The sequence below is a fragment of the Nocardia sp. PLKS1-43 genome (genome assembly GCF_059510335.1).
Genome location: NZ_JCAJZQ010000020.1, coordinates 23,814 through 47,674, shown reverse-complemented (window position 1 = coordinate 47,674; position 23,861 = coordinate 23,814). Strand labels below are relative to the sequence as shown.

Annotated in this window: 30 protein-coding genes; 9 read left to right on the top strand and 21 right to left on the bottom strand. The window is 67.9% G+C overall.

Translation table 11 applies throughout. The annotated features are described in order from the left end of the window. Window positions 1-16 precede the first annotated feature (16 nt). Window positions 17-790: a DUF4184 family protein gene (locus AC5WS7_RS38615; RefSeq protein ID WP_495959607.1), complete on the bottom strand. Its 774-nt coding sequence runs from the start codon at window positions 788-790 to the stop codon at window positions 17-19. Window positions 791-873: 83 nt separating this feature from the next. On the opposite strand from AC5WS7_RS38615, the gene AC5WS7_RS38610 reads away from it, so the two are divergent. After that, complete coding sequence (locus tag AC5WS7_RS38610) at window positions 874-1,608, top strand: VIT1/CCC1 transporter family protein (protein ID WP_495959606.1); 735 nt, start codon at window positions 874-876, stop codon at window positions 1,606-1,608. Between the two features lie 9 nt (window positions 1,609-1,617). Here AC5WS7_RS38610 and AC5WS7_RS38605 read toward each other — a convergent pair whose 3' ends face one another. Then, on the bottom strand, window positions 1,618-2,646 hold the full coding sequence (locus tag AC5WS7_RS38605; protein WP_495959605.1) for a saccharopine dehydrogenase family protein: 1,029 nt from the start codon (window positions 2,644-2,646) through the stop codon (window positions 1,618-1,620). A 145-nt stretch (window positions 2,647-2,791) separates the two neighbouring features. On the opposite strand from AC5WS7_RS38605, the gene AC5WS7_RS38600 reads away from it, so the two are divergent. Continuing rightward, a complete protein-coding gene (locus AC5WS7_RS38600) occupies window positions 2,792-3,682 on the top strand; it encodes an AraC family transcriptional regulator (RefSeq protein ID WP_495959604.1) in 891 nt (296 codons plus the stop codon). Window positions 3,683-3,737: 55 nt separating this feature from the next. Here AC5WS7_RS38600 and trpS read toward each other — a convergent pair whose 3' ends face one another. Further along, window positions 3,738-4,718 carry a tryptophan--tRNA ligase gene (gene trpS / locus AC5WS7_RS38595; RefSeq protein WP_495959603.1) on the bottom strand — a complete coding sequence of 327 codons (981 nt, stop codon included), beginning with the start codon at window positions 4,716-4,718 and terminating at the stop codon, window positions 3,738-3,740. A 291-nt stretch (window positions 4,719-5,009) separates the two neighbouring features. Here trpS and yczE point away from each other — a divergent pair, with 291 nt between their 5' ends. Next, on the top strand, window positions 5,010-5,633 hold the full coding sequence (gene yczE, locus AC5WS7_RS38590; protein WP_495959602.1) for a membrane protein YczE: 624 nt from the start codon (window positions 5,010-5,012) through the stop codon (window positions 5,631-5,633). A gap of 22 nt (window positions 5,634-5,655) precedes the next feature. Here yczE and AC5WS7_RS38585 read toward each other — a convergent pair whose 3' ends face one another. The 5 genes from AC5WS7_RS38585 to AC5WS7_RS38565 all read right to left on the bottom strand — a co-directional run bounded on the left by AC5WS7_RS38585 (window position 5,656) and on the right by AC5WS7_RS38565 (window position 9,062). Beyond that, window positions 5,656-6,303, bottom strand: a complete 648-nt coding sequence (locus AC5WS7_RS38585; RefSeq protein WP_495959601.1) for a pentapeptide repeat-containing protein — start codon at window positions 6,301-6,303, stop codon at window positions 5,656-5,658. A 217-nt stretch (window positions 6,304-6,520) separates the two neighbouring features. Further along, on the bottom strand, window positions 6,521-7,369 hold the full coding sequence (locus AC5WS7_RS38580) for a hypothetical protein (protein WP_495959600.1): 849 nt from the start codon (window positions 7,367-7,369) through the stop codon (window positions 6,521-6,523). 116 nt (window positions 7,370-7,485) lie between these two features. After that, entirely contained in the window at window positions 7,486-7,887 is a 402-nt protein-coding gene (locus tag AC5WS7_RS38575) for a nitroreductase/quinone reductase family protein (RefSeq protein ID WP_495959599.1), read from the bottom strand. Between the two features lie 10 nt (window positions 7,888-7,897). Beyond that, window positions 7,898-8,512: an NAD-dependent epimerase/dehydratase family protein gene (locus tag AC5WS7_RS38570; RefSeq protein ID WP_495959598.1), complete on the bottom strand. Its 615-nt coding sequence runs from the start codon at window positions 8,510-8,512 to the stop codon at window positions 7,898-7,900. Between the two features lie 112 nt (window positions 8,513-8,624). Then, window positions 8,625-9,062, bottom strand: a complete 438-nt coding sequence (locus AC5WS7_RS38565; RefSeq protein WP_495959597.1) for a hypothetical protein — start codon at window positions 9,060-9,062, stop codon at window positions 8,625-8,627. Between the two features lie 146 nt (window positions 9,063-9,208). Here AC5WS7_RS38565 and AC5WS7_RS38560 point away from each other — a divergent pair, with 146 nt between their 5' ends. Beyond that, entirely contained in the window at window positions 9,209-9,997 is a 789-nt protein-coding gene (locus AC5WS7_RS38560; protein ID WP_495959596.1) for an MmyB family transcriptional regulator, read from the top strand. Window positions 9,998-10,209: 212 nt separating this feature from the next. Here the strand turns inward: AC5WS7_RS38560 and AC5WS7_RS38555 are convergent, their stop codons facing one another. Together AC5WS7_RS38555 and AC5WS7_RS38550 are read right to left on the bottom strand one after the other, a co-directional pair. Continuing rightward, window positions 10,210-10,500, bottom strand: coding sequence for a LysR substrate-binding domain-containing protein (locus AC5WS7_RS38555; protein ID WP_495959657.1), 291 nt, complete (start codon window positions 10,498-10,500; stop codon window positions 10,210-10,212). Window positions 10,501-10,523: 23 nt separating this feature from the next. Next, window positions 10,524-11,153, bottom strand: coding sequence for a LysR family transcriptional regulator (locus AC5WS7_RS38550; RefSeq protein WP_495959595.1), 630 nt, complete (start codon window positions 11,151-11,153; stop codon window positions 10,524-10,526). A 156-nt stretch (window positions 11,154-11,309) separates the two neighbouring features. On the opposite strand from AC5WS7_RS38550, the gene AC5WS7_RS38545 reads away from it, so the two are divergent. Both AC5WS7_RS38545 and AC5WS7_RS38540 read left to right on the top strand, forming a co-directional pair. Beyond that, window positions 11,310-11,975 carry a PadR family transcriptional regulator gene (locus tag AC5WS7_RS38545; RefSeq protein ID WP_495959594.1) on the top strand — a complete coding sequence of 222 codons (666 nt, stop codon included), beginning with the start codon at window positions 11,310-11,312 and terminating at the stop codon, window positions 11,973-11,975. Between the two features lie 189 nt (window positions 11,976-12,164). After that, window positions 12,165-13,373, top strand: a complete 1,209-nt coding sequence (locus AC5WS7_RS38540) for an FAD-dependent monooxygenase (protein ID WP_495959593.1) — start codon at window positions 12,165-12,167, stop codon at window positions 13,371-13,373. 57 nt (window positions 13,374-13,430) lie between these two features. Here AC5WS7_RS38540 and AC5WS7_RS38535 read toward each other — a convergent pair whose 3' ends face one another. Continuing rightward, on the bottom strand, window positions 13,431-15,464 hold the full coding sequence (locus tag AC5WS7_RS38535; RefSeq protein ID WP_495959592.1) for an MDR family MFS transporter: 2,034 nt from the start codon (window positions 15,462-15,464) through the stop codon (window positions 13,431-13,433). A gap of 201 nt (window positions 15,465-15,665) precedes the next feature. On the opposite strand from AC5WS7_RS38535, the gene AC5WS7_RS38530 reads away from it, so the two are divergent. The 3 genes from AC5WS7_RS38530 (at window position 15,666) to AC5WS7_RS38520 (ending at window position 17,492) form a co-directional block, all read left to right on the top strand. Beyond that, on the top strand, window positions 15,666-16,541 hold the full coding sequence (locus AC5WS7_RS38530; protein ID WP_495959591.1) for an oxidoreductase: 876 nt from the start codon (window positions 15,666-15,668) through the stop codon (window positions 16,539-16,541). A gap of 136 nt (window positions 16,542-16,677) precedes the next feature. Then, window positions 16,678-17,103 (top strand): transcriptional regulator, encoded by a 426-nt coding sequence (locus AC5WS7_RS38525; protein WP_495959590.1) that lies wholly within the window; start codon window positions 16,678-16,680, stop codon window positions 17,101-17,103. Window positions 17,104-17,117: 14 nt separating this feature from the next. Next, a complete protein-coding gene (locus AC5WS7_RS38520; protein WP_495959656.1) occupies window positions 17,118-17,492 on the top strand; it encodes a DUF3817 domain-containing protein in 375 nt (124 codons plus the stop codon). A 6-nt stretch (window positions 17,493-17,498) separates the two neighbouring features. Here AC5WS7_RS38520 and AC5WS7_RS38515 read toward each other — a convergent pair whose 3' ends face one another. The 10 genes from AC5WS7_RS38515 to aosR all read right to left on the bottom strand — a co-directional run bounded on the left by AC5WS7_RS38515 (window position 17,499) and on the right by aosR (window position 23,842). Then, on the bottom strand, window positions 17,499-17,762 hold the full coding sequence (locus AC5WS7_RS38515; RefSeq protein ID WP_495959589.1) for a Txe/YoeB family addiction module toxin: 264 nt from the start codon (window positions 17,760-17,762) through the stop codon (window positions 17,499-17,501). Next, window positions 17,759-18,052, bottom strand: coding sequence for a type II toxin-antitoxin system Phd/YefM family antitoxin (locus AC5WS7_RS38510; protein WP_495959588.1), 294 nt, complete (start codon window positions 18,050-18,052; stop codon window positions 17,759-17,761). The genes AC5WS7_RS38515 and AC5WS7_RS38510 overlap by 4 nt, the downstream gene beginning before the upstream one ends. A gap of 29 nt (window positions 18,053-18,081) precedes the next feature. Further along, the gene (locus tag AC5WS7_RS38505; RefSeq protein WP_495959587.1) at window positions 18,082-18,687 is read right to left on the bottom strand and encodes a non-canonical purine NTP pyrophosphatase; all 606 of its coding nucleotides are present in this window, start codon (window positions 18,685-18,687) and stop codon (window positions 18,082-18,084) included. Beyond that, entirely contained in the window at window positions 18,687-19,451 is a 765-nt protein-coding gene (rph, locus tag AC5WS7_RS38500) for a ribonuclease PH (protein ID WP_495959586.1), read from the bottom strand. Before rph ends, AC5WS7_RS38505 begins: the two co-directional genes overlap by 1 nt. A 78-nt stretch (window positions 19,452-19,529) precedes the next feature. Next, a complete protein-coding gene (locus AC5WS7_RS38495) occupies window positions 19,530-20,294 on the bottom strand; it encodes a cyclic nucleotide-degrading phosphodiesterase (protein ID WP_495959585.1) in 765 nt (254 codons plus the stop codon). Window positions 20,295-20,366: 72 nt separating this feature from the next. After that, entirely contained in the window at window positions 20,367-21,059 is a 693-nt protein-coding gene (locus AC5WS7_RS38490; RefSeq protein WP_495959584.1) for a rhomboid family intramembrane serine protease, read from the bottom strand. Window positions 21,060-21,372: 313 nt separating this feature from the next. Further along, window positions 21,373-22,335 (bottom strand): PLP-dependent cysteine synthase family protein, encoded by a 963-nt coding sequence (locus tag AC5WS7_RS38485; protein ID WP_495959583.1) that lies wholly within the window; start codon window positions 22,333-22,335, stop codon window positions 21,373-21,375. A gap of 6 nt (window positions 22,336-22,341) precedes the next feature. Further along, the gene (locus AC5WS7_RS38480) at window positions 22,342-22,620 is read right to left on the bottom strand and encodes a MoaD/ThiS family protein (RefSeq protein ID WP_495959582.1); all 279 of its coding nucleotides are present in this window, start codon (window positions 22,618-22,620) and stop codon (window positions 22,342-22,344) included. A gap of 33 nt (window positions 22,621-22,653) precedes the next feature. Beyond that, window positions 22,654-23,076, bottom strand: coding sequence for a M67 family metallopeptidase (locus AC5WS7_RS38475; protein WP_495959581.1), 423 nt, complete (start codon window positions 23,074-23,076; stop codon window positions 22,654-22,656). 196 nt (window positions 23,077-23,272) lie between these two features. Further along, window positions 23,273-23,842 (bottom strand): oxidative stress transcriptional regulator AosR, encoded by a 570-nt coding sequence (aosR, locus tag AC5WS7_RS38470; protein ID WP_495959655.1) that lies wholly within the window; start codon window positions 23,840-23,842, stop codon window positions 23,273-23,275. Window positions 23,843-23,861: the final 19 nt, after the last annotated feature.

The window sequence follows — 23,861 nt, the reverse complement described above, 5'->3', positions numbered from 1 at the left end:
CGTGCGACAAGCGGGTTCACGCCCCGGATGCTACCCCGGTGCGGGTGGTGCGCCCGATCCGTGTCACCACCGCACCCGCCGAGAGGGCGATCGCCACGATATACAGCAGCCGCACACCCAGAACGAACGGCTGAAACGCCAAGGGCATGAACGAGATCAGTATCAGTCCCAGCACGGCCGCCGGCCCCGCGGCCGACCAGAAACGCCGCGGCATCCGCGCGACGGCCCGCGGCTCGCCGTGCCAGGCGCGGATCAGTCCGCGACGGCCGATGTAGTAGAACGCCGCGATCGCGAGTACCGCGCCGCCCACGGTCGAGGCCTGTTGCAGCAGGTACCACCAGGGCCTGCCGAACGGTCCCGGCTGCGACAGCACGGGAAATCGGGCCACCGCCCACCCGTGCCCGCCCGCCGGGTCATGGGTGAACCCGTCCCAGAAGATGTGCGTGACGGCGCCGATCAGGATCGAATATCCCGTCACGTACCACCGATGCCGCACCGCACCGAGTGCGCCGTAGGCCGGCAGGTCGAACCCGCCGAGCCGCGGCAGATGCGCCGCGATCGACGGTGCGCCCCACCGGATCACCAGCGTCCCCACGATCCCCACCGGCAGACACCACCACAGCAGCGCCGCGAGCGCATGGGTCTCCGGCATGGAGAAGAAGCCCGCCACCGGATACGACGCATCCGGCACCGCCGACCCCACCACCAGCGCGACCCCGTCCCACCGGCGCGGCCAGCGCAGCTTGAGCGGGAGTACGGCCAGCGAATGCGAGGGAAAGGTGAGCGGCACCGCCGGAGTGTATCCGCGACCGGCAGGCATCTCAGTGGACTGCCTCCACCGCCGGGAGCCCGGACCCCAGTACGCTGCTGATCGTGAACAGGACGGCCGACGGCTTCGGGAACGCGCGGCACCCGCACGAACCGCACGGCAACGGACTGGCCTCGCGGCTGAACTGGTTGCGGGCCGGGGTGCTGGGCGCCAACGACGGCATCGTGTCGACCGCCGGCCTGGTCGTCGGCGTCGCCGCCGCGACCACGACCGCCGCGGAGATCCTGACCGCGGGTATCGCCGGGCTCACCGCCGGCGCGATCTCGATGGCCGTCGGGGAGTACATCTCGGTGAGCACGCAGCGCGATTCCGAACGGGCCCTGCTGTCCAAGGAACGCACGGAACTGGCCGAGGAACCCGATTTCGAACTGGCGGAACTGGCCCAGATCTACCGGAGGAAGGGCCTGTCCGCCGAGACCGCCCATTTGGTCGCCGAGGAACTCACCGCGCACGACGCCTTCACCGCGCACGCCGAGGCCGAACTCGGGCTCAACCCCAGTGAATTGACCAATCCGTGGCAGGCGGCGTTCTCCTCGGCGGTGTCGTTCACCCTGGGCGCGCTGCTGCCGATCCTGGCGATACTGCTGCCGCCGGTCTCGTGGCGGATACCGGTGACGTTCGCGGCCGTACTGATCGCGTTGGGCCTGACCGGTTCGGTCAGCGCCCGCCTCGGCGGCGGCAATCCACGTCGCGCGGTCGTGCGCGTGGTCATCGGCGGCGCGCTGGCCATGGCGGTGACCTACGGAATCGGGCAACTGGCGGGCGTCTCGGGACTCTGAGCCGGGGTTTCAGCCTTCGCGCAGTTGCCACCGCGCACCCTCGGCGGTCAAGAACTTCAGGAAATCCTCCGGGTCGACAGCCTGCGCCGGGGTCAGCGCGCCACCGGGAGCGCCCACCTCGACCAGACGGCGCGCGGTCTCCACGGCGATGACCGCGGTGAGGCCGTACGCGTCGGGGCCGGTGACCCAGCCATCGATCCGGCTGCCGTCCGCACCGGTCACCGCGGCGAACATCAGCCACTGCCCGGCGCGGCGCGCCTGCATCGGCACGACCTCGGGAACCGTCTCGGCCGCGGCCTCGGTCAACCCCGCGAACAGCGTCGCCACCTCGGACCTGATCGCACCGCGCACGCGTGCTGCCTCGACATGCCGGGGAATCGTCACCACCCCCGGCAGGGCGAAGGCGCGCAGTGATGCGGGCCGGGTCTGTCCCGGCGGGATGATCGGGTCGAATTCGCCACCATCGTCCGGACGCCACCGGCCGTCGGCGTATTCGAGCCCCGCACTCCCGGTCACCGCGAGCATCGATCGAGCCGTGCCGCGCGAAACACCGCCCGGCAGCCGAAGATCCGCGATCAGGATGTCCCGGACGTCGGGCACCCGCGCGGCGACCACGTGCGCGATCAGATCTCCCGGGACGCCGTCGTCGGTTACCCCCGGAACGATCGTGACCGCCGATTCTTTTGCCGCCGCGTCGAATTCGCCGAGCAATCGATGGATGTGCTGTTGTTCGCCGGAGGTGTCGAGGTAGTGCCGTCCGGCGGCGATCGCCGCGCGCACCACCGGCTCGCCCAATCGCGTGAACGGCCCGGCGCAATTGACCACCGCATCGCACTCGGCGAAAACCGCTGTCATTTCCGCTGTTTCGTCCAGTCCGGCGGCACGTACCTCGGCGGTGGGCACCCCGGCCGCCTCGGCCGCCTTGCGCAACCGGCCGATGTCCCGGCCCACCAGCACCGGTTCGATTCCCCGCCGTACCGCCTGCTCCGCCACCAGCGAACCGGTGAATCCGCTGGCCCCGTACACGGCAATCCGCATCGCACACTCCTGGGTGATGATCCTGCGTCGGCCGTATGCCGACCTCACGACCGTAAGGAATATCGGCGGGGATGATCCATGCCGGAAAGTCCGGTGAAGATATCCGAACGTCCGGCACCGACGTGAATCGCAGTACGGTGAGATGGTGGACGTACTGAGCGACGCGGTCGCCGCCATGCGGATCGGGCAGCCGCACTCCAACCGCACCGAACTGCGCGCACCCTGGGGCATTCGATTCCCGGCGCAGCGTGGCGCGGGATTCCACGTCGTCCTGCAGGGCGCGTGCTGGCTGATCCCCACGCAGGGCGATCCCATCCGCCTGGTGGTCGGTGACGTGGCGTTCATTCCGCGCGAACTCGGCCACGCCATCGCCGATTCGCTCGACACCCCGCTCCACGAGCCGGATGCCCCGGTTACCGCGCCGACCGGCGAACCGGACACCGTATTGCTCTGTGGCGCATACTTTCTCGATCAGTCGAGGGCGCATCCCCTGCTGGCCGAACTACCCGAGGTGGTGCATCTGCCCGCACGCGTCGGTCGTCACCCGACCCTGCGCGGGGCCATCGATCTACTGGGCCGCGAACTGGACGCCGAGCCGTTGCCCGGTGCGCCCGGCGTACTTCCGCCCCTGCTCGAGGTGCTGCTGCTGTACATCCTGCGGGCCTGGCACGAGGACCGGTCCGCCCACGACGACACCGGATGGGCCGCGGCCCTGCGCGATCCCGATCTCGCCCCCGCACTGCAAGCGATGCATCGCGACCCGGCCTCGCCGTGGACGGTACAGCGCCTGGGCGGCCTCGCGGGCATGTCGAGATCGGCCTTCGCCCAACGCTTCACCGCAACCGTGGGCATGCCGCCGCAAACCTATCTGACGTGGTGGCGAATGACATTGGCCGCCAAAATGTTACGTACGGACGACCTACCGTTGCGGGCCATCGCCGCGCGGGTCGGGTACGTCTCGGAGTACGCCTTCGCCAAAGCGTTCAAACGCGAGTTCGGCACGGCCCCCGGGAATTATCGGTCTGCGCGGCGGTGATTCGGTACCGCGATGGTGGGGCGGACCCAGCACTGCCAGCGGACCGCCATCCACATCACAGCGCCGGGAGCAAGCCGATGGCTCGTTTCGCGGCCGCCACGGTATCGCCCGCGATCGATCGGGCGCGAATCGCGCCGTCCCGCAATATTTTCCGTACCGCATCGGGATCCGCACCCAGCTCCGCGTAGTTCCGGCGGATCGGGTCGGTCGTGGCGATGACGGCATCGGCTACCGCGCGTTTGAGGGCTGCGTAGCCGCCGAAGCGGGACGCGGCCTCCGCTGCATCCTCGCCGGTGCATGCGGCCAGGACGGTCAGCAGATTGGCGATGCCGGGGCGGTTCTCCGGATCGTATTCGATCGCCGAACCCGGATCGGTGACCGCTCGCATCACCGTGCGGCGCAACGTGTCCGGCGAATCGAGCAGGCGCAGCGATCCGGCGGCCGAGCTCGATTTGCTCATCTTCGCCGTCGGCCGGGAAAGGTCCATGATGCGCGCGGCGACCGGAGGGTTCACCATGCGCGGCACGGTGAACACGGGCCCGTAGGCGGTGTTGAAGCGTTCGGCGATATCGCGCGCCAACTCGACGTGTTGCCGTTGATCCTCGCCGACCGGCACCTGCTCGGCCTGGTAGAGCAGGATATCGGCGGCCATCAGCACCGGATAGCTGAGCAGCGACACCCGGACCCGATCGCTGTCGCGTGATTTCTCCTTGAACTGGATCATCCGCCGCACCTCGCCGTAGCCGGTCGCGCTCTCCAGCAGATAGTGCAGTTCGGTGTGCTCGGGGACGTGCGACTGCACCAGCACGATGCTGCGCGCCGGATCGACCCCGGCGGCCAGCAGGACGGTCGCGAATTCCATTGTGCGCCTGCGCACCGCGACCGGATCGTGGTCCAGGGTCAGCGCGTGCAGATCGGAGACGAAGATGATGCTCTCTCCCGGAATCTGCTGGGCGACAAGAGGTTCGATCGCACCGAAGAAGTTGCCGAGATGCAGTTCACCCGAGGGGGTGAAACCGGTGATACGCCGGGACATGCGCTTGTGCCTTTCGTGATGAGGCCGCCCGGCCGGGCCACCGTCGCCTCACGCGGACGAGAACGGCCGCCCGGTTCGGGCGGCCGTGCTGATCCTGCGCATACGGAAGTGCGGCCGCCCTTCAGGGCAGCCACCACGCGAGGTGCGCACAGTTCCGCATGCGGCGAGATTACCGCCGCGCGCCCGCACGGTCGAGCGCATTATGCGCAACATCTCGAAGCTCGATTTCCGGTCCAGTAATCGCCGATTGGATCTGTATTACAGGTCCAGTCCTCGGGCAGGCTGGAGCACATGCTGATTCGCCGCCTGCTCGCGCTCTACACCGGGTTGTGGATGTACGGATTCTCGATGGCCGTGATGATCCGGGCCGGGCTCGGCCTGGATCCGTGGGACGTCTTCCACCAGGGTGTGGCCCGGCATGTGCCGATCAGCTTCGGCACCGTCACGGCACTGACCGGCGTCGCGGTCCTGCTGGCCTGGATTCCGCTGCGGCAGCGACCGGGTCTGGGCACGGTGAGCAACGTCGTGGTGATCGCCGTCGCGGTGGACAACGCCCTGAGCTGGCTGCCGCATCCGCACCAGCCTGCGGTGCGGGTCGCCGCGATGGTCGCGGCCGTGGCGCTCAACGCGGTCGCGACCGTGCTCTATATCGGCGCGGGCATGGGACCGGGTCCGCGTGATGGACTGATGACTGGTCTGGTCGCCCGCACCGGCTGGTCCGTCTGGCCGATCCGCACCGGAATCGAAGCCACCGTCCTGCTGACCGGCTGGCTACTCGGCGGCAGTGTCGGCATCGGCACCGTGGTGTACGCATTCGGCATCGGCCCCCTGATCCACTTGCTGATCCCGCTGACCCGGCGCGCGCTCCCCGGTTTTCCCGCGCCGCGAAGCGAACCGGTACCAGCGGCGGCCTGACCCCGCTGAGCCGTTCGGCGAATCAGTTGTCGCGCACTGTGATTCCCGCCGCACGCGCGAACGCGGGGGCGAGGTCCAACAGCTGCGGCGTACTCACCGTCGCGCCCCGCAGCGAATCGATTCCGGCGGTGAGGTCCAAGGTCGTCGCGCCGCGCAGATCGACATCGTGCAGACTCGAACCGTGCAGGGCGATCCCGTCCAGGCGGCTCCCCGGAAAGCTCACCCGGCGCAGCATCGCCTCACCGAAATCGGTATCGCGCAGCACACAATCGCTGAACGTCACATCCTGCAGGGAGGCATTGCGCAGGTTCACCGAATCGAATTTGCACCCCTCGAACCGGATTCGCCGCAACTCCGCACCCACCGCCTCCACGCCGGACAGCGCGCATTCGACGAATTCCGAGTTCAGCCAGCCGCTCTGGCCCAGATTGGTACCGATCCAACGCACCGCGCGCAACCAGACATCGTCGAACCGGCCGTACCGGAACATACCGCCGGTGAACTGGACCGTGGTCAGCGCGGACTCGTTGAACCGCACGCCTCGCGCATCGGGATCGGCGAAGTCGATGCCGTCGATATGCACACTCTCGTAGTCGGAGTCGGGCTCGAGTTCCACCTGGAACGCTTCCAAAAAACGAGCGTACGACAGGTCGGCGAGTTCACGAGGCATCCCGAACACCTTAGTACGCCCGCCGAGCCGCTCGTGGCCGCAACGGCTCAGAACTACCGTCCCGGCTCTACCGCGAGAACCGTAATCCCTGCTCACAGGTCTCCGGAGGGTCGTAGCGGCCGGTACATCGCATGTCATCCCCGGATGACGGGCCGGGACGACCACCGGAGTCGCGGACGCACTGCCCACGCGCCGGAGATCGATGGATCTTGCCTGGTCAGTGCGGTGGCATCGGGAACGGCATCGGCGGCAGCTGGATCGGCAGCTGCGGCAATTGCGGCAGAACCGGAGCGGGCGCGGGACGCGGAGCAGGGGCCGGAGCAGGCGCGGGCGCCGGAGCGGGAGCGGGCACAGCACGCTGGTCCTGAGTAGGAGCAGGCACAGCACGCTGGTCCTGAGTAGGAGCAGGCACAGCACGCTGGTCCTGAGTAGGAGCAGGCACAGCACGCTGGTCCTGAGTAGGAGCAGGCACAGCACGCTGGTCCTGAGCCGGAGCAGGCACAGCACGCGGCGCGGGTGGCTGGGTGATCACCGGAGCCGGGGCCGGCTCGGGCGGCGGCACGGGCACCGGAGCCTGCTGGACAGTATGCGGACGAGTCGTCTCGGCAGGGGCCGGCGCGGGCGGGGCGGCCCCGGTGGTCATTCGGCGCTGGGTCTGGCACAACCACGCCGGTCCCGGGCCCACCACCCACTGCGCGACCTGGCCGTCGTGCGAGCAATCCTCGCCGACCCGATGCACCGAACTCATGATTCCCGGCGGCGCACACACCCACCGGCCATCCCGTTGCTGCCATCGCGCGGCGATGTAATCGTGCGAGCAGTCGTCCCCCTCCTGATGCGGTTTGCCCGCGCCCGGCACCCCCTCGGTTCTGACCACGGGGTCCGCACTGGGTGCGGCCGTCGCGTCGGCGGCCGCGGACCGCACATCCTGCTGCGATCGGACGGCGAGCACGCCCACCACCACCGCCACCGCGAGAACGGCCACGGCAGCCACCGCCATGTACTTCCCACCGTCGCGTTCGCCGTCCGACGGCTCGTTCTCCTGTCCGCTCTCGGGTGAAGCCATAGCCGGAACCTTTCGTCCACCAGTTGAACCGCTGATCGAAAGCCCACTTACCAGGCACGTTAACGAAGATCGCGGCACAGGGGACGGTCTGATCCGTATCTAGTTCGGATTGAGACCTACGCGCGGCCGACGTCCAGATCCACCCGGACGGTCAGCAGATCGGTACCGACCGCCCCGACGACGGCGCTGTTGTACCTGGGCAGCTCGCGCATGCGGGCCTTGGCGTCGTCCTCGGGCAGCAGGTGCGCGGTCCCGGTGTACCAGTGTCCGCGCAGCCGCAGCCGCACCCGGTTGTCGGCCCGGATATTGCGGATGTACTGGGATCGCTCACCGAATTCGGAAACGAACCAGAACGAATCACCGCGCCGGGCCCCGCCGATCGGCGTCTGCCGGGCCTGCCCGCTGACGCGACCGGTGGTCTCGAGGATGGTCTGAATCGGCAGCCGGCGCAGAATCGGATTGCCGATATTTCGCTGGAACGCGGTGACCCAGCGGTGCTGCAGATCGGCGTTCACCATGCCCTCCTCCTCAATCCACCGGTGTGAAATCCGAGGTTCCGTCATCGGTCAGCGCATAGATTCCGCTGCCGAGATCGAGCGCCAGAACCGTACGGCCGGCCGCCTCGTCGATATGGATCCGGGGTGAGTCGGGAAGTTCGGCCGGATCCGGGTAATACGTTCCGGGACCGTAGAATTGGCCGTACCGCAGCACGACGCCGCCGAGGCCGAGTACCGAGGACTCCAGGAATTCCTTGGCGGCCTGGCCTTCTCCGGACATGCCCCACGCAACACTCTGCGCCACAAAGCGTTTCGCGCCCGCGGCCTGCGCCGCCGCGATCAGGTTGGCGGTGCCCTCCCTGCGGATCCGCGCATTGGCGGCGCGCCCGGCGGCCAGATCCTCGGTACGGTCGGGCAGGTCGGTGAGCTGGTGCATCACCAGATCGGGTGCGTACGAGGTCACCGCCCGCTCGAGCGCCGCGGCGTCGAAGACGTCGCACAGCACCGGCTCGGCGCCGAATCCGGCCAGCATCTCGACCTTCTCCGGTGACCGGGTCATTCCCGCCACCTGGCATCCGGCCGCAATCAACAACGGAGTCAATCGGCTACCGAGCACACCGCTCGCGCCTGCCAGGAAGATCTTCACACACCCCACCCTAGCCACCGCCCCGGCGGTACGGCGTAGCTCGCGCGTACCCAGTGGTGGACGGCCGGATTCCCGCGTGTCTCGGCGCAAACCCGACCGCCACGGCGATGCGCTACCCGACGAATTGGTGGTCGGTGCGGATGCGGCCCGCCTCGTCCACCGTCAGTACCTCGAAGCCCGACCCCGCCACGCCGCCGTCGGCGCGCGAGCGCATCACCCAGGTCAGCGTCACCGCGGCCCCGGCCTGCGCCACGACCTCGCCCTCCAGCTCGAAGACGTACTGCCCCGGCTCGACGAACATCTCGTAGGCGCGCGAAACCCGTTGGTCCATCGCGTCGTAACCGCGAACCTCCAGGGGCGGAGCGGCTATGGCGAGATTCGCCGCGCTGTCGCGAATCTGCTCCGGCGGGTTCACCAGGACCTGCACGCAGTCGGCCGCCCACACCTCGCGGATCAGCTCTCGACGCGTGCTCGGATCGGGCTCGTTCCACTGGGCGAGGTACCGGTCGGCCAGGCGCTTCAGTTCGTTGTCGGTGAGTGCGCTGCGCACGGTGTGTCCTTTCTCGGCGAGCCCGCTGTTCGCATGTCCGAGCGGGGCCCGGTCGCTCGTGCGGCAGAGTCTTTCGCGCCGGACGCCGGTGCGCGATTCCCTGGAGGGAATGGCAGCGTCGCGGCGCGAGGTCGATCATGAGGAACATGACCACAGTTCTGGCCGCGCCCGCCTTCGGTCGCGAGCTGCGCAGATGGCGTCGGCTGCGGCGGTGGAGTCAGCTCGACCTCGCGATCCGCGCCGACACCACCCAGCGTCACCTGAGCTTCCTCGAACAGGGCCGCTCCCAGCCCGGACGGGCGATGGTGGTGCGGCTGGCCGAATCGCTGAGCCTGTCGCTGCGCGAGCGCAACGGTCTGCTCGCCGCCGCCGGATACGCGCCGATCTTCGGCGAATCCGGCATGGAGACAACGGAATTGGAGCCGATCCGCACGGCGTTGCGGCAGATCCTGAACGGCCACATGCCCTATCCGGCGTTGGTCGTGGATCGCCACAGCATCCTGGTCGAGTCCAATGCCGCGTTCGAGCTGTTCTTCGAGGGCTGCTCCCCCGAACTGCTGCGCGCACCGATCAACGTGCGGCGGCTGGCCCTGCATCCCGACGGGCTCGCACCGCGCGTGCTCAACCTCCCCGAGTGGGGCCGGCACGTCACCGAAGCGCTGCGCAACCGGGTCCGAGCCAGCCCCGACCCCGAACTGGATGCGCTCGCCGCCGAATTGGAGAGCTACCTTCCGCCCACCGCCCCCGGACCGGACTACCTCGGATTCGCCGTCCCGCTCCGCCTGCGCACCGATGCAGGTGAGTTACGACTTATCACCACGCTCACTTCCTTCGCCACCGCCACCGACATCACCCTGTCCGAACTCCACCTCGAGGCCTTCCTGCCCGCCGACGAGGCAACCGCCCGAATCCTGCGCCACCGCGCCGAACACTGACCGGTTCCACTCGTTCGCAGACGCCGCCGGCCTCCCGCCACCCCACCGCGGCAATCGACTTCCCACCGCGAGACCGGCCGTTCGCGTTCGATTCCGCCACCTCGCAGCAGTTGCTTTCGTGCCCGGTCCGCGCCGGCGACGTCGCTGGGACAGCCACTCTTGGGAGCCGCCCACGGCCGCGCCGACGAACTTCGGGCGCCGCCCTGGTTCGCTCACCAACGTCGGCCCGCCGCGAGCAGGGCACGCCGCGCGGCGTCGACATCGGGCAGTGCGGGCGCCCCGATGCGGCGGGCCAGGAATGCGGTGTTGATCGGCGGTTCCTCGGGGTCGAGCAATGTCACCAGTTCGCCCGAATCCAGTTGTGCCGCAATCAGATAACGCGGCAGAACACTGACCCCCGCACCCGCGGCGACCAGGGCGGCCAGGGCGCGCAGGTCGGCGGCGACCACGGCCGGTTCGGCATCGAGCCGGGTATGGAAGACGTGCCGCCAGTAGCGGCGCAGGATCGGCAGGTCCGTGGCGTAACTCAGCAGCGGACGGTCGCCAGGGCAGTGTGGTCCGCCGACCGCAGCCGCCGCGTGTCGATACCCGCGGCCACGGCGGGCGCGGCGACCAGAACGAATTCCTCGTCCATCAGGACCTCGGCGTGAACCGTGCGCCCGCGCGGGCGGATCACCGAAACCACCAGGTCGTACTGTCCGGTGCGCAGGCCGGCCAGCAGGTCCTCGGCCAGGCCGGTGGTCACGGTGAGCCGCACGTCCCGGGCGACCAGCGGCGCGAGCGCGGGCAGCACGAGCGCGGACAGCATCTCCGCAGGACCGGCCAATCGCACCGGTGGTTGCGCGACCGGCGCCCGCGCGCCGCCACCGGCGATCGCCTCCAGCGCGTCCATCGGCCCGGCCAGGCGCGCGGCCAGTTCCCCGGCCGCCGCGGTCGGTGCGACGCCGCGCGGCAGACGCTCGAAAAGCTGCCTGTCCAAACACTTTTCGAGCAGGCGCAGCTGCGTGGTCACGGTGGGCTGGGACAACCCGACCAACCGCGCCGCCGCCGTCACCGAGCCCGCGCGGTAGACCGCCAGAAAGGTGCGCAGGTGAACCAGGTCCAAGCCGCCCTCCGCGCCGCGTTCCACCACGTCCGCCACCTCACCCCGTCGCACCACACGGATCGCACAGCGCCGTCACGCGAGGAGTCTATTGAGCGCCTCCAGGATTCACCTCGACCGGCAAGGCGATGACACCTCCGCCGGTTTCACTACTTGCGTACGAATACTCGTGAACGTATATTCGTAAACGAGCATCGGAAGGGAGCACGGATGAAACGGCGAAAGGTCGGCAACCTGCTGGCGCTGGCCGTGCTGGCCACGCTGGTCGAGGGGCCCATGCACCGGTACGAGATCGCGGCCAAGATGCGCAATCGCGGAAAGGAACGCGATATGGACGTCAAATGGGGCTCGCTCTACACCGTGGTGCAGAACCTGGAAAAGCACGGCTTCCTGGAGATCGTCGGCAGCGAGCGCGACGGAGCCCGGCCCGAGCGCACCATCTACGCGCTCACCCCGGCCGGTCGCGCCGAAACCGAGGATTGGACGCGGGAGCTGCTCAGCACCCCGGCACCGGTCCATCATCCGTTCGTCTCCGGCCTGTCCGTCGCCGCGATCATCCCCCCGGACGAGGTGATCACGCTGCTCGAGCAGCGCACCGAACGCCTGGCCCGCCAGATCGCCGCGGACCGAGCCGAACTCGACGAGGTGCGGGGCACGGTCCCGCGGCTGTTCCTGGTCGAGAACGAGTTCACCATCGCGATGCTCGAGGCCGAGGTCGCCTGGGTGGACGCCTTACGCGAGGAGCTCACCACCGGCACGTTCCCGGACGTCGAGTGGTGGCGCCGAATGCACGCCGAGAACATCGACCCCCAGGAGGTCGTCGGCATGGTGGAGAGGGGGGAATACCAGCAGTCCACCGACAGCAGTCAGGAATAACAGCACCGAGAAATGACAGAAAACGAGCCCGGTCAGGTGCGGCAACACCTTTCCGAGCCCGATTCCCTTACCGTCTCGAACCGCATCCGCGCGGGCGAACCCGGCCCAAGTGTGGCAACTACAGGATAACTGGGCTCCCCTCGCGCGAATCGGATCGGGCATTCACACCCATCCACAGGGAGAACACTCATGTCCGCAATTCGTTCCGCATTGATCATCGGCGGCGGTGTCGCCGGACCGGTCACCGCCACGGCACTGCGCATGGCCGGGATCGAGGGCCGCGTCTTCGAGGCGTATCCGGGCCCGGCCTACAACATCGGCAGCACCCTCGGCTTCGCCGCCAACGGCCTGGCCGCGCTGGACGTCATCGGCGCGGGTGACGCGCTGCGCAAGGTCGCCCTGCCGATCCGGCATCAGGTGATGTCGGTGGGCAGCAAGAACATCGAGATGCCCAGCCTGGGGGATGTCGAGCCGATGCAACTCGTCGAACGCGGCGAGCTGCATCGGGTACTGCACGATCACGCCGTCGCCGCCGGGGTGGATTTCAGCTACGACAAGCGCCTGGTCTCCGTCGACGAGCACGCCGACGGGGTCACCGCGCGCTTCGCCGACGGCACCAGCGCCACCGCCGACATCCTGATCGGCGCGGACGGCATCAAATCGAAGGTCCGCACCCTCATCGATCCGAATGCGCCCGCGGCGAACTACACCGGCATGCTGGGCTTCGGCGCGTATGTCGAATGCTCGGTGGACGTCGCGCCGGACACGATGTTCTTCGCGTTCGGCAAGAACGCCTACTACCTGTACAACTCGATGCCCGACGGCCGGATCGGCTGGGGTGCGAACCTGCCGCACGCGGAATACCTGAGTATGTCCCAGGCCCGCGAGATCCCCAGCGAACAGTGGTTGCGCATTCTGCGGGATACCTACGGCGAGGACACCCCCGGCGGCGAGTTCGCCCGCAACACCGCCCCGGAGGATCTGGCCGTCATCGGTGGTCTGCACATCATGCCGCCGGTGCCGAACTGGCATCGCGGCCGCATGATCCTGGTCGGCGACGCGGTGCACGCACCGTCGAACAGCACCGGGCAGGGCGCATCGCAGGCCATCGAGTCGGCGGTGCAGCTGGCCCGCTGCCTGCGCGACTTCGATGACCCGGCAACGGCTTTCGCGACCTACGAGCGGATCCGCCGGCCGCGGGTGGAGCGGATCGCCGAGCGCGGCGCGAAGATCAACCACGGCAAGACATTGGGGCCGGTGATGCGCCGGATGATGCCGGTGCTGATGCCGCTGGCGGCCAAGGCGATGAAGATCGAGGAGACCATGCGTCGCGAGCAGGGCTACGTGATCGATTGGGACGCACCGGTGAACGAGCGAGCCGAACTCATCCGGGCCTGAATCACGCAGTGCCACGGGCGGTTTCGGGTGGCGGGCGGCCTGGCCACCCGAAACCGCTCAGACCCGCGCGGTGAGCAACTCCGGACGATCGGATTCGTCGAGAAGTTTGGTGGCGATGTTGTCCAGGGCCTTGTCGAACAACGCCCGGTCGTCCGGATTCGCGCAGTCCCAGTCGTCGATCCGGCCGCACACCCAGCTGCGCCACGCGGCTTTGATCCGATCCGACTCGGCGAGTCCGGCCGGGGTGAGCCGCATTCGCGGGCCGTCGAATTCGATCGTTCCGAGCCGAACGGCCTTGTCGTACACGGGTTCCAGAACCTCGGGAGGCAGCCAGTGCGCGTGGGCGATGGCGTCCAGGGTTGCCTCGCCGCGCGCCCTGCGCAACATCTGCACCTGCCCGATCGCCCACGCTTGATCCCTGGTCAGCGAGGTGCCCGAGGCGGCCAGAATCATCGGATCGGGCAGTTCGTCGGCCCGCAGCTTGCGCATCAGACTGGCCAGCGCGTACTCCAGGCGCGCCACCGAATCGGCCGAGTCCGGCACCGAGAACCCCCCGCCCACATCGGAGGCCTCCGCGCGCATGCTGTCGCGCAACGGAACCTCCTTCAGCAGCCAGGCGATCAGGAAGCCCACGACCGCCACCGGCACGACCCAGCGGAACACGTGATCGATCGAGGTGGCGTACGCATCGATGATCGGGGCCGCCTGCTCCTCGGGCAGCTTGCGCAGCAGCTGCGGATTCTGCGCGACCTGCGCGGAAACTCCGGGCGTGCGGGCCAGCGCCTCGGCCAACCTGGTCCCGATCTGGTTGTTGTACAGCGTGCCGAAGATCGCGGTGCCGAAAGTGCTTCCGAGAGTACGGAAGAAGGTCACCCCGGAGGTGGCGGTGCCCAGATCCGCGTAGGGCACGGTGTTCTGCACGACGATGGTGAGCACCTGCATGGCCAGCCCGATGCCCATTCCGAGCACCAGCATGTACAGCGATTCGAGCCATATCCCGGTACCGCGCCCCATCGTGGACATCAGATACAGCCCCAGCGCCATGACCGCGGTCCCGGCGATCGGGAAGTACTTGTAGCGCCCCGTCCGGCCGACGACCTGACCGGAGATGATCGAGGTGATGAACAGGCCCACCACCATCGGCAGCGTCCGCACTCCGGAGACCGTCGCCGACACCCCGTCCACATATTGCAGATAGGACGGCAGATACGTCATCGCGCCGAGCATCGCGAAGCCGACGATGAACGACAGGATCGAGCAGACGGTGAAGACGTTGCTGCGGAAAAGATGCATCGGCAGCATCGGCTCGGCCGCGCGCAACTCCACGAAGACGAACGCCGTCAGCGCAATCGCGGCCGCGATGAACAGCCCGATGATCGTGCTCGATCCCCACGGATACTGCTGACCGCCCCATTCCAGGCCGAGGATCAGACAGCTCACTCCCACCGCGACCAGGGCGATGCCCGCATAGTCGATCACCGGCCGGATCACCGTGCGCACGCGCGGTATCGCCCGCGCCGCGATGACGATCATGAGGATCGCGAGCGGGACGTTGACGTAGAAGCACCACCGCCAGCTCGCGTGATCGGTGAAAAGCCCGCCGAGCGTCGGGCCGACCACCGTGGTGACGCCGAACACCGCGCCCAGCGCGCCCTGATATTTGCCGCGTTCGCGCAGCGGGATGACGTCGGCGATCAGCGCCATCGAGGTCACCATCAGCCCGCCCGCGCCGATGCCCTGGACGGCCCGCGCGACGATCAGCAGCAGCATGCCGTTGGACAGCCCGGCGACCATCGAGCCGATGATGAAGATCAGCGCGCTGAGCTGGAAGACGAGCTTGCGGCCGAACAGGTCGCCGAATTTACCGGCGAGCGCGGTCGCCACCGCCTCGGCGAGCAGGTAGGACGTGACCACCCACGCCATATGCCCCGCGCCGCCGAGATCTGCCACGATCGTCGGCAGGGCGGTGGAGACGATGGTCTGATCGAGGGCGGCCATGAGCATACCGAGTACGACTGTGACGAAGACGACATTCGCACGGGTATGGCTCACGGGAGCCGAGGCGTCCACGACTGCGGGGGCACCGGTCATGTGCACAGTATGTGCCGGAATCGGCGGTTCCAGAGGGAGGACACGAGCCGCGGCCGGTACGATCGGCCGTCGGCGAACTGCCGCGACACGCTGGAAAGTCGCTTCTCGGCGATCCCTTTCCGGAGACCTTACTCCAAAGTAAGATCCCCGGCGGGGCAGCAGGGCGCTGCCCGGACGACCACACCAGCAAAGGTCCGCGCAATGGCCTGGAAACCCAGTGAAATTCCCGACCTGACCGGTCGCACATTCGTCATCACCGGCGCGAACGGCGGCATCGGCAAGAACACCACCGCAGTGCTGGCCGGTAAGGGCGCCGGCGTGATCATGGCCTGCCGCAACACCGCCACCGCGCAGCGGGTCGCCGACGGCATCGAGGGCGAGGTCACCGTCGCGGCGCTGGATCTGGCCGATCTGTCCTCGATCCGTGAATTCGCCGAGCGCACCGGTGAATTCGACGTGCTGATCAACAACGCCGGGCTGATGAACATACCGTTCTCACGCACCAAGGACGGATTCGAAACCCAGTGGGGCGTCAACCATCTCGGCCATTTCGCGCTGACCGGGCTGCTGCTGGACCGGATTCGCGACCGGGTGGTGACCCTGGCCAGCATCGCGCACCGCCAGACGCCCAAGCTCTGGATCGACGACCTGAACTACGAGCACCGCCGCTATCAGCGCAATCTCGCCTACTCCCAGTCCAAGTTGTCGAACCTGATGTTCGCCCGGGAATTGCAGCGCCGCCTGAGCGAGGCCGGATCGCCCAAGCGCTCCTACGCGGTGCACCCGGGAGTTTCGGCGACCGATCTGTTCACCCGGACCGAAACGCTCATGGACAAGGTGGCCAAGCCGGCGGTCGCGCTGATCGGGCACTCCCCCGCCCGCGCCGCGCACTCGAGCCTGTTCGCGGCGACCATGCCCGATGCCGACCCGAACCAGTACTGGGGCCCGACCCGGTTGTTCGGCAGCCAGGGACCGGTGCAGGCGTCGCCGTCGAGCAAGTTGTCCCAGGACCGGGAACTGCAACGCCGGCTGTGGGACGAATCCGAGCGGCTCACCGGTGTGCACTACACGTTCTGATCGAATCGTGGCCCCGGCCCCGCCCGAGCCCCGCTGTCGCGCCGGTCACGGCCGTACTTCCGGTGTGACCGGTGATCGGCCGCCGGGAGCGGACCTGCCCCTACGGAACGTGTAGTAGACGAGTACCGTAGAAGCTGTGTCCGCTCCGCACCGCCGTCCCGCGCTGATCGTTCTGGTGATCGTCGCGGCGCTGACCTGCCTGGCACTGGGCTGGTGGCAGTGGGGGCGATTCCAATCCGGGACCGGGACGGGGCAGAATCTCGGCTACGCACTGCAGTGGCCGCTGTTCGCCGGATTCGTGGTGTTCGCCTACGTGCGGTTCGTCCGTCTCGAACGCGAGGCAGACACCCCCGAGTCCGAGCGGCCCGAGATCGTGAAACCCGCTGTGCAGCGCGAGATTCCGGCGGGCATCCTGCCCGAGCGGCCGACCGTGCGGCACGAGCAGGATCCGGTGCTCGCCGAATACAACAGGTATCTGGCCGAACTGCACGCCCAGGACCTGCACGAGCAGATGCGTGAGGCCGGGCTCGACGCCCGCGAGACCGAGAGGAGCGCCGGTTGAGCGCCAGCGACAACATCGAAACCGCCGCAGCGAGCACACCGGCGGCCAGTGCCCCGGCCGCACCCGCGCGCGGCGCTTCCGCGGCGAAGGTCCGCCCGGCGTTCCTGCGCTACCGCGTCCTGGCCTGGGCCACCGGTACCTGGCTGCTGTTGCTGTGCGCCGAGATGATCGCCAAGTACGGCTTCGGCGTGCACACCCCCAACTGGATCGCGGTGGTCCACGGCTGGGTCTACTTCGTCTACCTGATCGTCACCGCCGACCTCGCCGTCAAGGTCCGCTGGCCCGTCGGCCGCACCATCGGCACCCTCCTGGCAGGCACCATCCCCCTGCTGTCCTTCTTCGTCGAACACACCAACGCCAAGCAGGTCAAACAGACCTACAACTTCTGACGCGAATCAACGACCGTAGTGAAATCTGCAGGCGACGATCACCATCTCGTCTGCAGTAATGGTGTACACCAAGCGATGTTCCTGGTTGATTCGCCTCGACCAAAATCCGCTGAGATCACCTCGGAGCGGTTCGGGCTTTCCGATACCTTCGTTTCCATTGCGACATGTGTCGGCCACCAACTGATTGATACGCCGGAGGATCTGACGATCCTCACGCTGCCAGTACAGGTACTCTTCCCACGCCTCGGGGTGGAAGGTGACCTTCCTCATTCGGCCTCGTCCTCGAGCAGCTCGTGACGCTCACCGACACCGTCGCGCAGTTCCGCGATCCGGCGTGTGAGGATACGAGCGTTGGCAGCACTGGACAGCAGATACGCTGTCTCACGCAATGATTCGTATTCACGCTGCGGAATCATCACGACATTTTCCCCGCCTGGGCGGGTGATCACGACCTCCTCCTGATCGTTGATCACCGCATCGAGTGTGGCCGCATAGGCAGCCCTGGACTCCGACATCGTCATGACCTTCATATTCACCTCCATGTACACGATATTGTACATGGAGGTATCGAGTCGAAGAAGATCCAGAGTCACTCGGCGAGGGCGGCCAGGGCCGGGAGCAGGGCGCGCAGAGCGCGGCCGCGGTGGGACGCGGCGTCCTTCTCGGCGGGGGTGAGTTCGGCGGCCGAGACGGTGCCGCCGTCCGGGACGAAGAGCGGGTCGTAGCCGAAGCCGCCGTCGCCGGACGGTTTGCGGGCGATGTGACCGGGCCATTCGCCGATCTCGACGACCTCGCGGCCGCCGGCCACCAGGGCACAGGCGGAGACGAAACGGGCGCCGCGACGCTCGTCGGGGACGTCGGCGAGCTGGCCCAGCAGCAGATCGTTGTTGGCCCGGTCGTCGCCGTGGCGGCCGGACCAGCGCGCGGACAGCACACCGGGCATACCGTTGAGCGCGTCCACCGCGATACCGGAATCGTCTGCGACACAAGCCAATCCGGTGGCCGCAGCGCCGTCGCGGGCCTTGGCCAGGGCGTTCTCGGAGAACGTCGCGCCGGTTTCGGGGGCCTCCTCGTACGGGGGCACCTCGTCGAGTCCGACGATCTCGAGCCCCTCGACACCGGCCTCGGCCAGAATTCGCCGCAGCTCGCCGAGTTTCTTGGCGTTGCGGCTGGCGACCAGTACCCGGCGCGCCACTACTTCTTCTTCTCCGGCTCGGGCAGCACGCCCGGATACGGCTGCGCCAGCGCCTCCTTCTGCACCGTGAACAGCTGCTCACATCCGGACAGCGCGGAATCGAGCAGCTTGTCCAGCGTGGAGCGCGGGAACGTCGCACCCTCGCCGGTGCCCTGGATCTCGACCAGGGTGCCGGTGTCGGTGGCGACCACGTTCATATCGACCTCGGCGCGCGAATCCTCCTCGTACGGCAGGTCCAGCCGGACCCGGCCGTCGACCACGCCGACGCTCACCGCGGCGATCATGCACGAGATCGGCTGCGGGTCGGCCAGCCGCCCGGCCGCCCCCAGATAGGTCACCGCGTCGGCCAGCGCGACGTACGCGCCGGTGATCGCGGCGGTGCGGGTGCCGCCGTCGGCTTGCAGCACATCGCAATCGATGGCGATGGTGTTCTCCCCGATCGCGGCCAGATCGATGCAGGCGCGCAGCGAGCGCCCGACCAGCCTGCTGATCTCCTGGGTCCGGCCGCCGACCTTGCCCTTCACCGACTCACGGCCGCTGCGGGTGTGCGTCGCCGCGGGCAACATCGCGTATTCGGCTGTGAGCCAACCCAATCCGGAGTCGCGACGCCACGGGGGAACCCCGTCGGTGACGCTCGCGGTGCACATCACCCGCGTCTGCCCGAACTCCACCAGCACCGACCCGGCGGGATGCGTGGTGAATCCCCGGGTGATGCGGACCTCGCGGAGCTGATCGTCCGCCCTGCCATCGGCTCGTCTCGACACAGCCAGCAGCCTAGTGGTAGGCGTTCCCCCAAATCCGCGCTCCCCCCGGGAGTCCGGACGGCGCCGCACGAGGCGGACCTAGATATCGAAGACCTCACCGGGCGAAACCGCGTGCACCGGACCGGTGAACTGTTCCTTGGCCTCGGCGATGACGTCCTCGCGCGAGGTCCACGGCGGAATATGGGTCAACAGCAGCTCACCCACCCCGGCCTGCGCGGCGACCATCCCGGCCTCGGTACCGGACAGGTGGATGCCCTCGGGACGATTGCCGGGGTCGTGCGTCCAGGACGCCTCGGCGAGCAGGACGTCCGCACCCTGCGCGAGCTCGAACACCGCCGGGCACAGCGCGGTATCCCCGGTATAGACCAGGGTGCGCCCGGCCTTGGTGGTGATCCGCAGACCGTACGACTCGGGCGGGTGGTACATCCGGCGCGCGGTGACGGTGTGCCCCGGGCCGAAGGTGATCGACTCGCCCTCTTTCCAGGCGCGCATGTCGATCACATCGGACCAGTCGTCGCATTCCCCGCCGACCTCGGCCGAGGCGTTGCCGATCCGCAGCGGCGCGTCCGAGGGACCGCGCACGATCGCGTGCCCGCTCGGCGGATTCGGGTGGTACCGCCGCCACACCAGCAGGCCCGGCAGATCCAAGCAGTGGTCGGCGTGCAGATGGGTGAGGAAGATGTCGACCTCGCCCGGATCCAGATGACGTTGCAATGCGCCCAATACGCCGGGGCCGAAATCGATCACCGTCGGAGTCATCTCCGGGCCGGTCAGCAAATAGCCGGACGCTGGGGAATCCGGGCCGGCCACGCTGCCCGAGCACCCGATGACGGTAAGGCGCATTCCCCCATGCTCCCACGCTGCACTACTGGTCAAGAGGGGATCCCCCAACTCGTCGGCCGGGTTCCGCAGTCGTCACGGCGAGGCGAGGCGGCCGACACTATCCCCGCGACGATGACGACGTTCATCTCCGGAGAGTACCCAACCGGATATCAGTCCACCCAACGCGCCGAAAAGATGTGCTTGCCACGAGATTCCGGCCTGTCCGGGCAGCGCGCCCCACAGAATCCCGCCGTAGAGCAGTCCCACGATCACGCCCAGCACGATCTGCCAGACGTTGCGCGCGAACAGCCCTCGCGAGATCAGATACAACAGCCATCCGAACACCAGGCCCGACGCGCCGACCGTGACCGTCCCGGAAGCGCTGATCAGCCAGGCGCCGAAGCCACTGACCACCCAGATGATCGCGGTCGCGGCCAACCCGCGGCCGATACCGGTCAGCAACGTCAGCAGTCCGAGCACGATCACCGGCAACGTATTGCCCATCAGGTGCGCCCAGTTCGCGTGCAGCAGCGGCGCGAACGCCACCCCCTCGAGCCCCGCCGCGCTGCGCGGGCGGATCCCGGCCTGGTCCAGGTCGTGCCCCGCGATCACGTCGATCCCCTCGACGACGTACAGCAGCGCGACGAACCCGAGCGTGATCGCGATGGCCCGCGCCCACAACTGTTTCGTCGCCGCGCGCGACACACCGCCGGACCTCTTGTCCAATTGCCCGCGCAGGGCAGCGATCCGATCCGGATCGAACGACGATCCCATCCCCGCGGTCATCGGACCTCACCTCCTGGCGAGATCCGGATACACCCCGGCAAGAGCAGAGCGGTTGGGAATCCGAACCTCACCCCTACCAGCGTACTGACTGACCCGCCGCCCCACCCCGATCCCGAAGCACCCCTGAACCTCACCCCCGAACTGCACTCCCCGATGCCCCCGCCGATCGAAACTCCCGCCGAAGCGAGGCGAAGCGATGACCAAACGCGCCCAGCGGCGAAGCGCCTGGCGTCCCGCTGGAAGTCGCCCGCGAAGCGAAAGGCTCAACGACGCCAACCCCAAAGGTTTTCGGCGCGAAGCGGAGGCCAAAAATTCAAGCCCAAAGTTGGCCTTCTAGTTTGTCCTCGGCCTCTTCGAGGGTGCCGTCGTAAGCACCGGTCGACAGGTATTTCCATCCGCCGTCCGCGACCACGAAGGCGATATCCGCGCGCTTGCCCGCTTTCCGCGCCTTACCCGCCACACCGAGCGCGGCGTGCAGGATCGCGCCGGTGGAAATACCCGCGAAAATTCCTTCCTGCAGGACCAATTCGCGGGTGCGGCGTACGGCATCGTAGGGGCCGACCGAGAAACGAGAGGTGAGCACGGATTCGTCGTAGAGTTCCGGGACGAATCCCTCGTCGAGATTGCGCAGGCCGTAGACGAGTTCGCCATAACGCGGCTCGGCGGCGACGATATCGATATCGGGAACGTGCTCGCGCAGATAACGTCCCGTACCCATCAATGTTCCGGTGGTTCCCAGCCCGGCCACGAAATGCGTGATCTCCGGCAGATCGGCGAGAATCTCCGGTCCGGTGCCCTCGTAATGCGCAAGGGCATTGGCGGGATTGCCGTACTGGTACAGCATCACCCATTCGGAATTCTCCGCGGCGATCTTCTTGGCCAGCGCCACAGCCTGATTCGAGCCGCCCGCGGCCGGCGAATCGATGATCTCGGCGCCGAACATGGTCAGCAGCTGGCGACGTTCCACGGAAGTGTTCTCCGGCATCACGCACACCAGGCGATAACCCTTGAGCTTGGCCGCCATCGCCAGTGAGATACCGGTATTACCGCTGGTCGGCTCGAGAATCGTGCAACCGGGACGCAGCAGGCCCTGCGCCTCGGCCTCTTCGATCATCTTCAGCGCGGGCCGGTCCTTGATCGAACCGGTGGGATTGTGGTCCTCGAGTTTGGCCCACAGCCGCACATGGTCCTCGCCCTCCCACTGCGGGGACAGCGAACGCAGACCCACCAGCGGCGTATTGCCGAGGGTCTCGATCAGCGATTCGTAGCGCGCCACGGTAATTCAGCGCGCGCCGCCGGCGACCGCCGGCAGGATCGTCACGGTGCCGCCCTCGGGCACCTCGGCCTCGAGCCCGCCGGTGAAACGCACGTCCTCGTCGTCGACGTAGATGTTGACGTACCGGTTCAGCTTTCCGTCCTTGAGCAGCCGGTCGCGCAGGCCCGCGTGGTTGGCCTCGAGGTCGTCGATCACCGCGGCGAGCGTGGCGCCGGTGGCCTGCACCCGCTTCTCACCTCCGGTGAGGGGACGCATGATGGTCGGGATGGACACGGTTACCGGCATGGGGACTCCTTGATTCTTGCTGGTCGGGAGGGATCACGCGCCGACGTAGGCGGGCACGATCCGGACTGGTTCCTCGGTGACCTCGCCGCCGAGGATCCGGTAGCTGCGCAGCTCGTGCTGCTCCGGATCGCGCGTGGAGATCAGCACGTAGTGGGCGTTCGGCTCGGAGGCGTAGGAGATGTCGGTGCGGCTCGGGTACGCCTCGGTCCCGGTGTGCGAGTGGTAGACCACGACCGCTTCCTCGTCCCGGTCGTCCATTTCGCGCCACACCCGCAGCTGCTCGCCGGAATCGAAGCGGTAGAACGTCGGCGAGCGTTCGGCGTTGATCATCGCGACGAACCGCTCGGGGCGGTCCGAACCTTCCGGCCCGGCGATGATCCCGCACGCCTCGTCCGGATGATCGGCGCGCGCGTGCGCCACCATCGCGTCCACGAGGTCGGCCCTGATCACCAGCACTGTCGCATCCCTTCCGTTCCACACCCGCGATTTCCGTACCGCGCGGGCCGGAACGCTGTCCTCAACGGCCCAGAATATTCGGCTATTCCCAGGTCCGGCGCCGCAGCCCCCGCATTTCCCGCACCGCCCCGGGAAATCCGGTGGTCGCGGGAGATGTCAATACTTTCGCGCAATGAGATTCGAATCAGGAAATTTCCTAGGGGGCCAGTGCGCTCAGTAGCGAGTCCTGCATCCAGGTGAGCCAGTGATATACGTCCAGATGCGGAGCGCGCGGATCGTCCGGGTGCAGCTGGTCGGGCGTGTCGGCGTCGATGCCGATGGCCGTGCCCAGGGCCAGCCGCACGTCGTTCAGCGCGGTCAGCCAGGCATCGGCCTGTTCCGGGGTGATCAGGATCTTGCCGCCGCGCGGGGGCAGGGTTTCCAGCACCACCGAACCCGCGGCCACCTTGCGATCGATGATCTCCGGCTCGTGCAGGCTGCGCAGCGCGCTGTTGAGGTCGGCCCGGTCGGCATCGGGCGAACCGGACTCGGGGCGATGGAAATCCGGCAGCAGGCGAGCCAGCCGGGGGTCGTCGGGGGGTGTGGCGTTGCCGATCCGTAGCCCGGTCAGCGCGGCCAGCTCGTCGTCGGGACCCGAGGAAGCTCGTTCGGTGAGCAGTCCGGTGACGGCCCCGACCAGCGAGCGAAGCACGTCGGCCTCCCGCGCGTCCATCTCGGACCGCAGCTTGAGCCCGCTCAGCGAGTTCTTTCTGCTCCACTTGCGCACGGGATTACGGTAGTCGCCC

What these genes read in the sequence shown, in the direction of transcription:
- AC5WS7_RS38605 (WP_495959605.1), bottom strand. Translation starts at nt 2,646, where the DNA reads ATGCGGATTGCCGTGTACGGGGCCAGCGGATTCACCGGTTCGCTGGTG.
- trpS (WP_495959603.1), bottom strand. Translation starts at nt 4,718, where the DNA reads ATGTCCCGGCGTATCACCGGTTTCACCCCCTCGGGTGAACTGCATCTC.
- yczE (WP_495959602.1), top strand. Translation starts at nt 5,010, where the DNA reads ATGCTGATTCGCCGCCTGCTCGCGCTCTACACCGGGTTGTGGATGTAC.
- AC5WS7_RS38585 (WP_495959601.1), bottom strand. Translation starts at nt 6,303, where the DNA reads ATGCCTCGTGAACTCGCCGACCTGTCGTACGCTCGTTTTTTGGAAGCG.
- AC5WS7_RS38580 (WP_495959600.1), bottom strand. Translation starts at nt 7,369, where the DNA reads ATGGCTTCACCCGAGAGCGGACAGGAGAACGAGCCGTCGGACGGCGAA.
- AC5WS7_RS38575 (WP_495959599.1), bottom strand. Translation starts at nt 7,887, where the DNA reads ATGGTGAACGCCGATCTGCAGCACCGCTGGGTCACCGCGTTCCAGCGA.
- AC5WS7_RS38560 (WP_495959596.1), top strand. Translation starts at nt 9,209, where the DNA reads ATGACCACAGTTCTGGCCGCGCCCGCCTTCGGTCGCGAGCTGCGCAGA.
- AC5WS7_RS38545 (WP_495959594.1), top strand. Translation starts at nt 11,310, where the DNA reads ATGAAACGGCGAAAGGTCGGCAACCTGCTGGCGCTGGCCGTGCTGGCC.
- AC5WS7_RS38540 (WP_495959593.1), top strand. Translation starts at nt 12,165, where the DNA reads ATGTCCGCAATTCGTTCCGCATTGATCATCGGCGGCGGTGTCGCCGGA.
- AC5WS7_RS38535 (WP_495959592.1), bottom strand. Translation starts at nt 15,464, where the DNA reads ATGACCGGTGCCCCCGCAGTCGTGGACGCCTCGGCTCCCGTGAGCCAT.
- AC5WS7_RS38530 (WP_495959591.1), top strand. Translation starts at nt 15,666, where the DNA reads ATGGCCTGGAAACCCAGTGAAATTCCCGACCTGACCGGTCGCACATTC.
- AC5WS7_RS38515 (WP_495959589.1), bottom strand. Translation starts at nt 17,762, where the DNA reads ATGAGGAAGGTCACCTTCCACCCCGAGGCGTGGGAAGAGTACCTGTAC.
- AC5WS7_RS38510 (WP_495959588.1), bottom strand. Translation starts at nt 18,052, where the DNA reads ATGTACAATATCGTGTACATGGAGGTGAATATGAAGGTCATGACGATG.
- AC5WS7_RS38495 (WP_495959585.1), bottom strand. Translation starts at nt 20,294, where the DNA reads ATGCGCCTTACCGTCATCGGGTGCTCGGGCAGCGTGGCCGGCCCGGAT.
- AC5WS7_RS38490 (WP_495959584.1), bottom strand. Translation starts at nt 21,059, where the DNA reads ATGACCGCGGGGATGGGATCGTCGTTCGATCCGGATCGGATCGCTGCC.
- AC5WS7_RS38480 (WP_495959582.1), bottom strand. Translation starts at nt 22,620, where the DNA reads ATGCCGGTAACCGTGTCCATCCCGACCATCATGCGTCCCCTCACCGGA.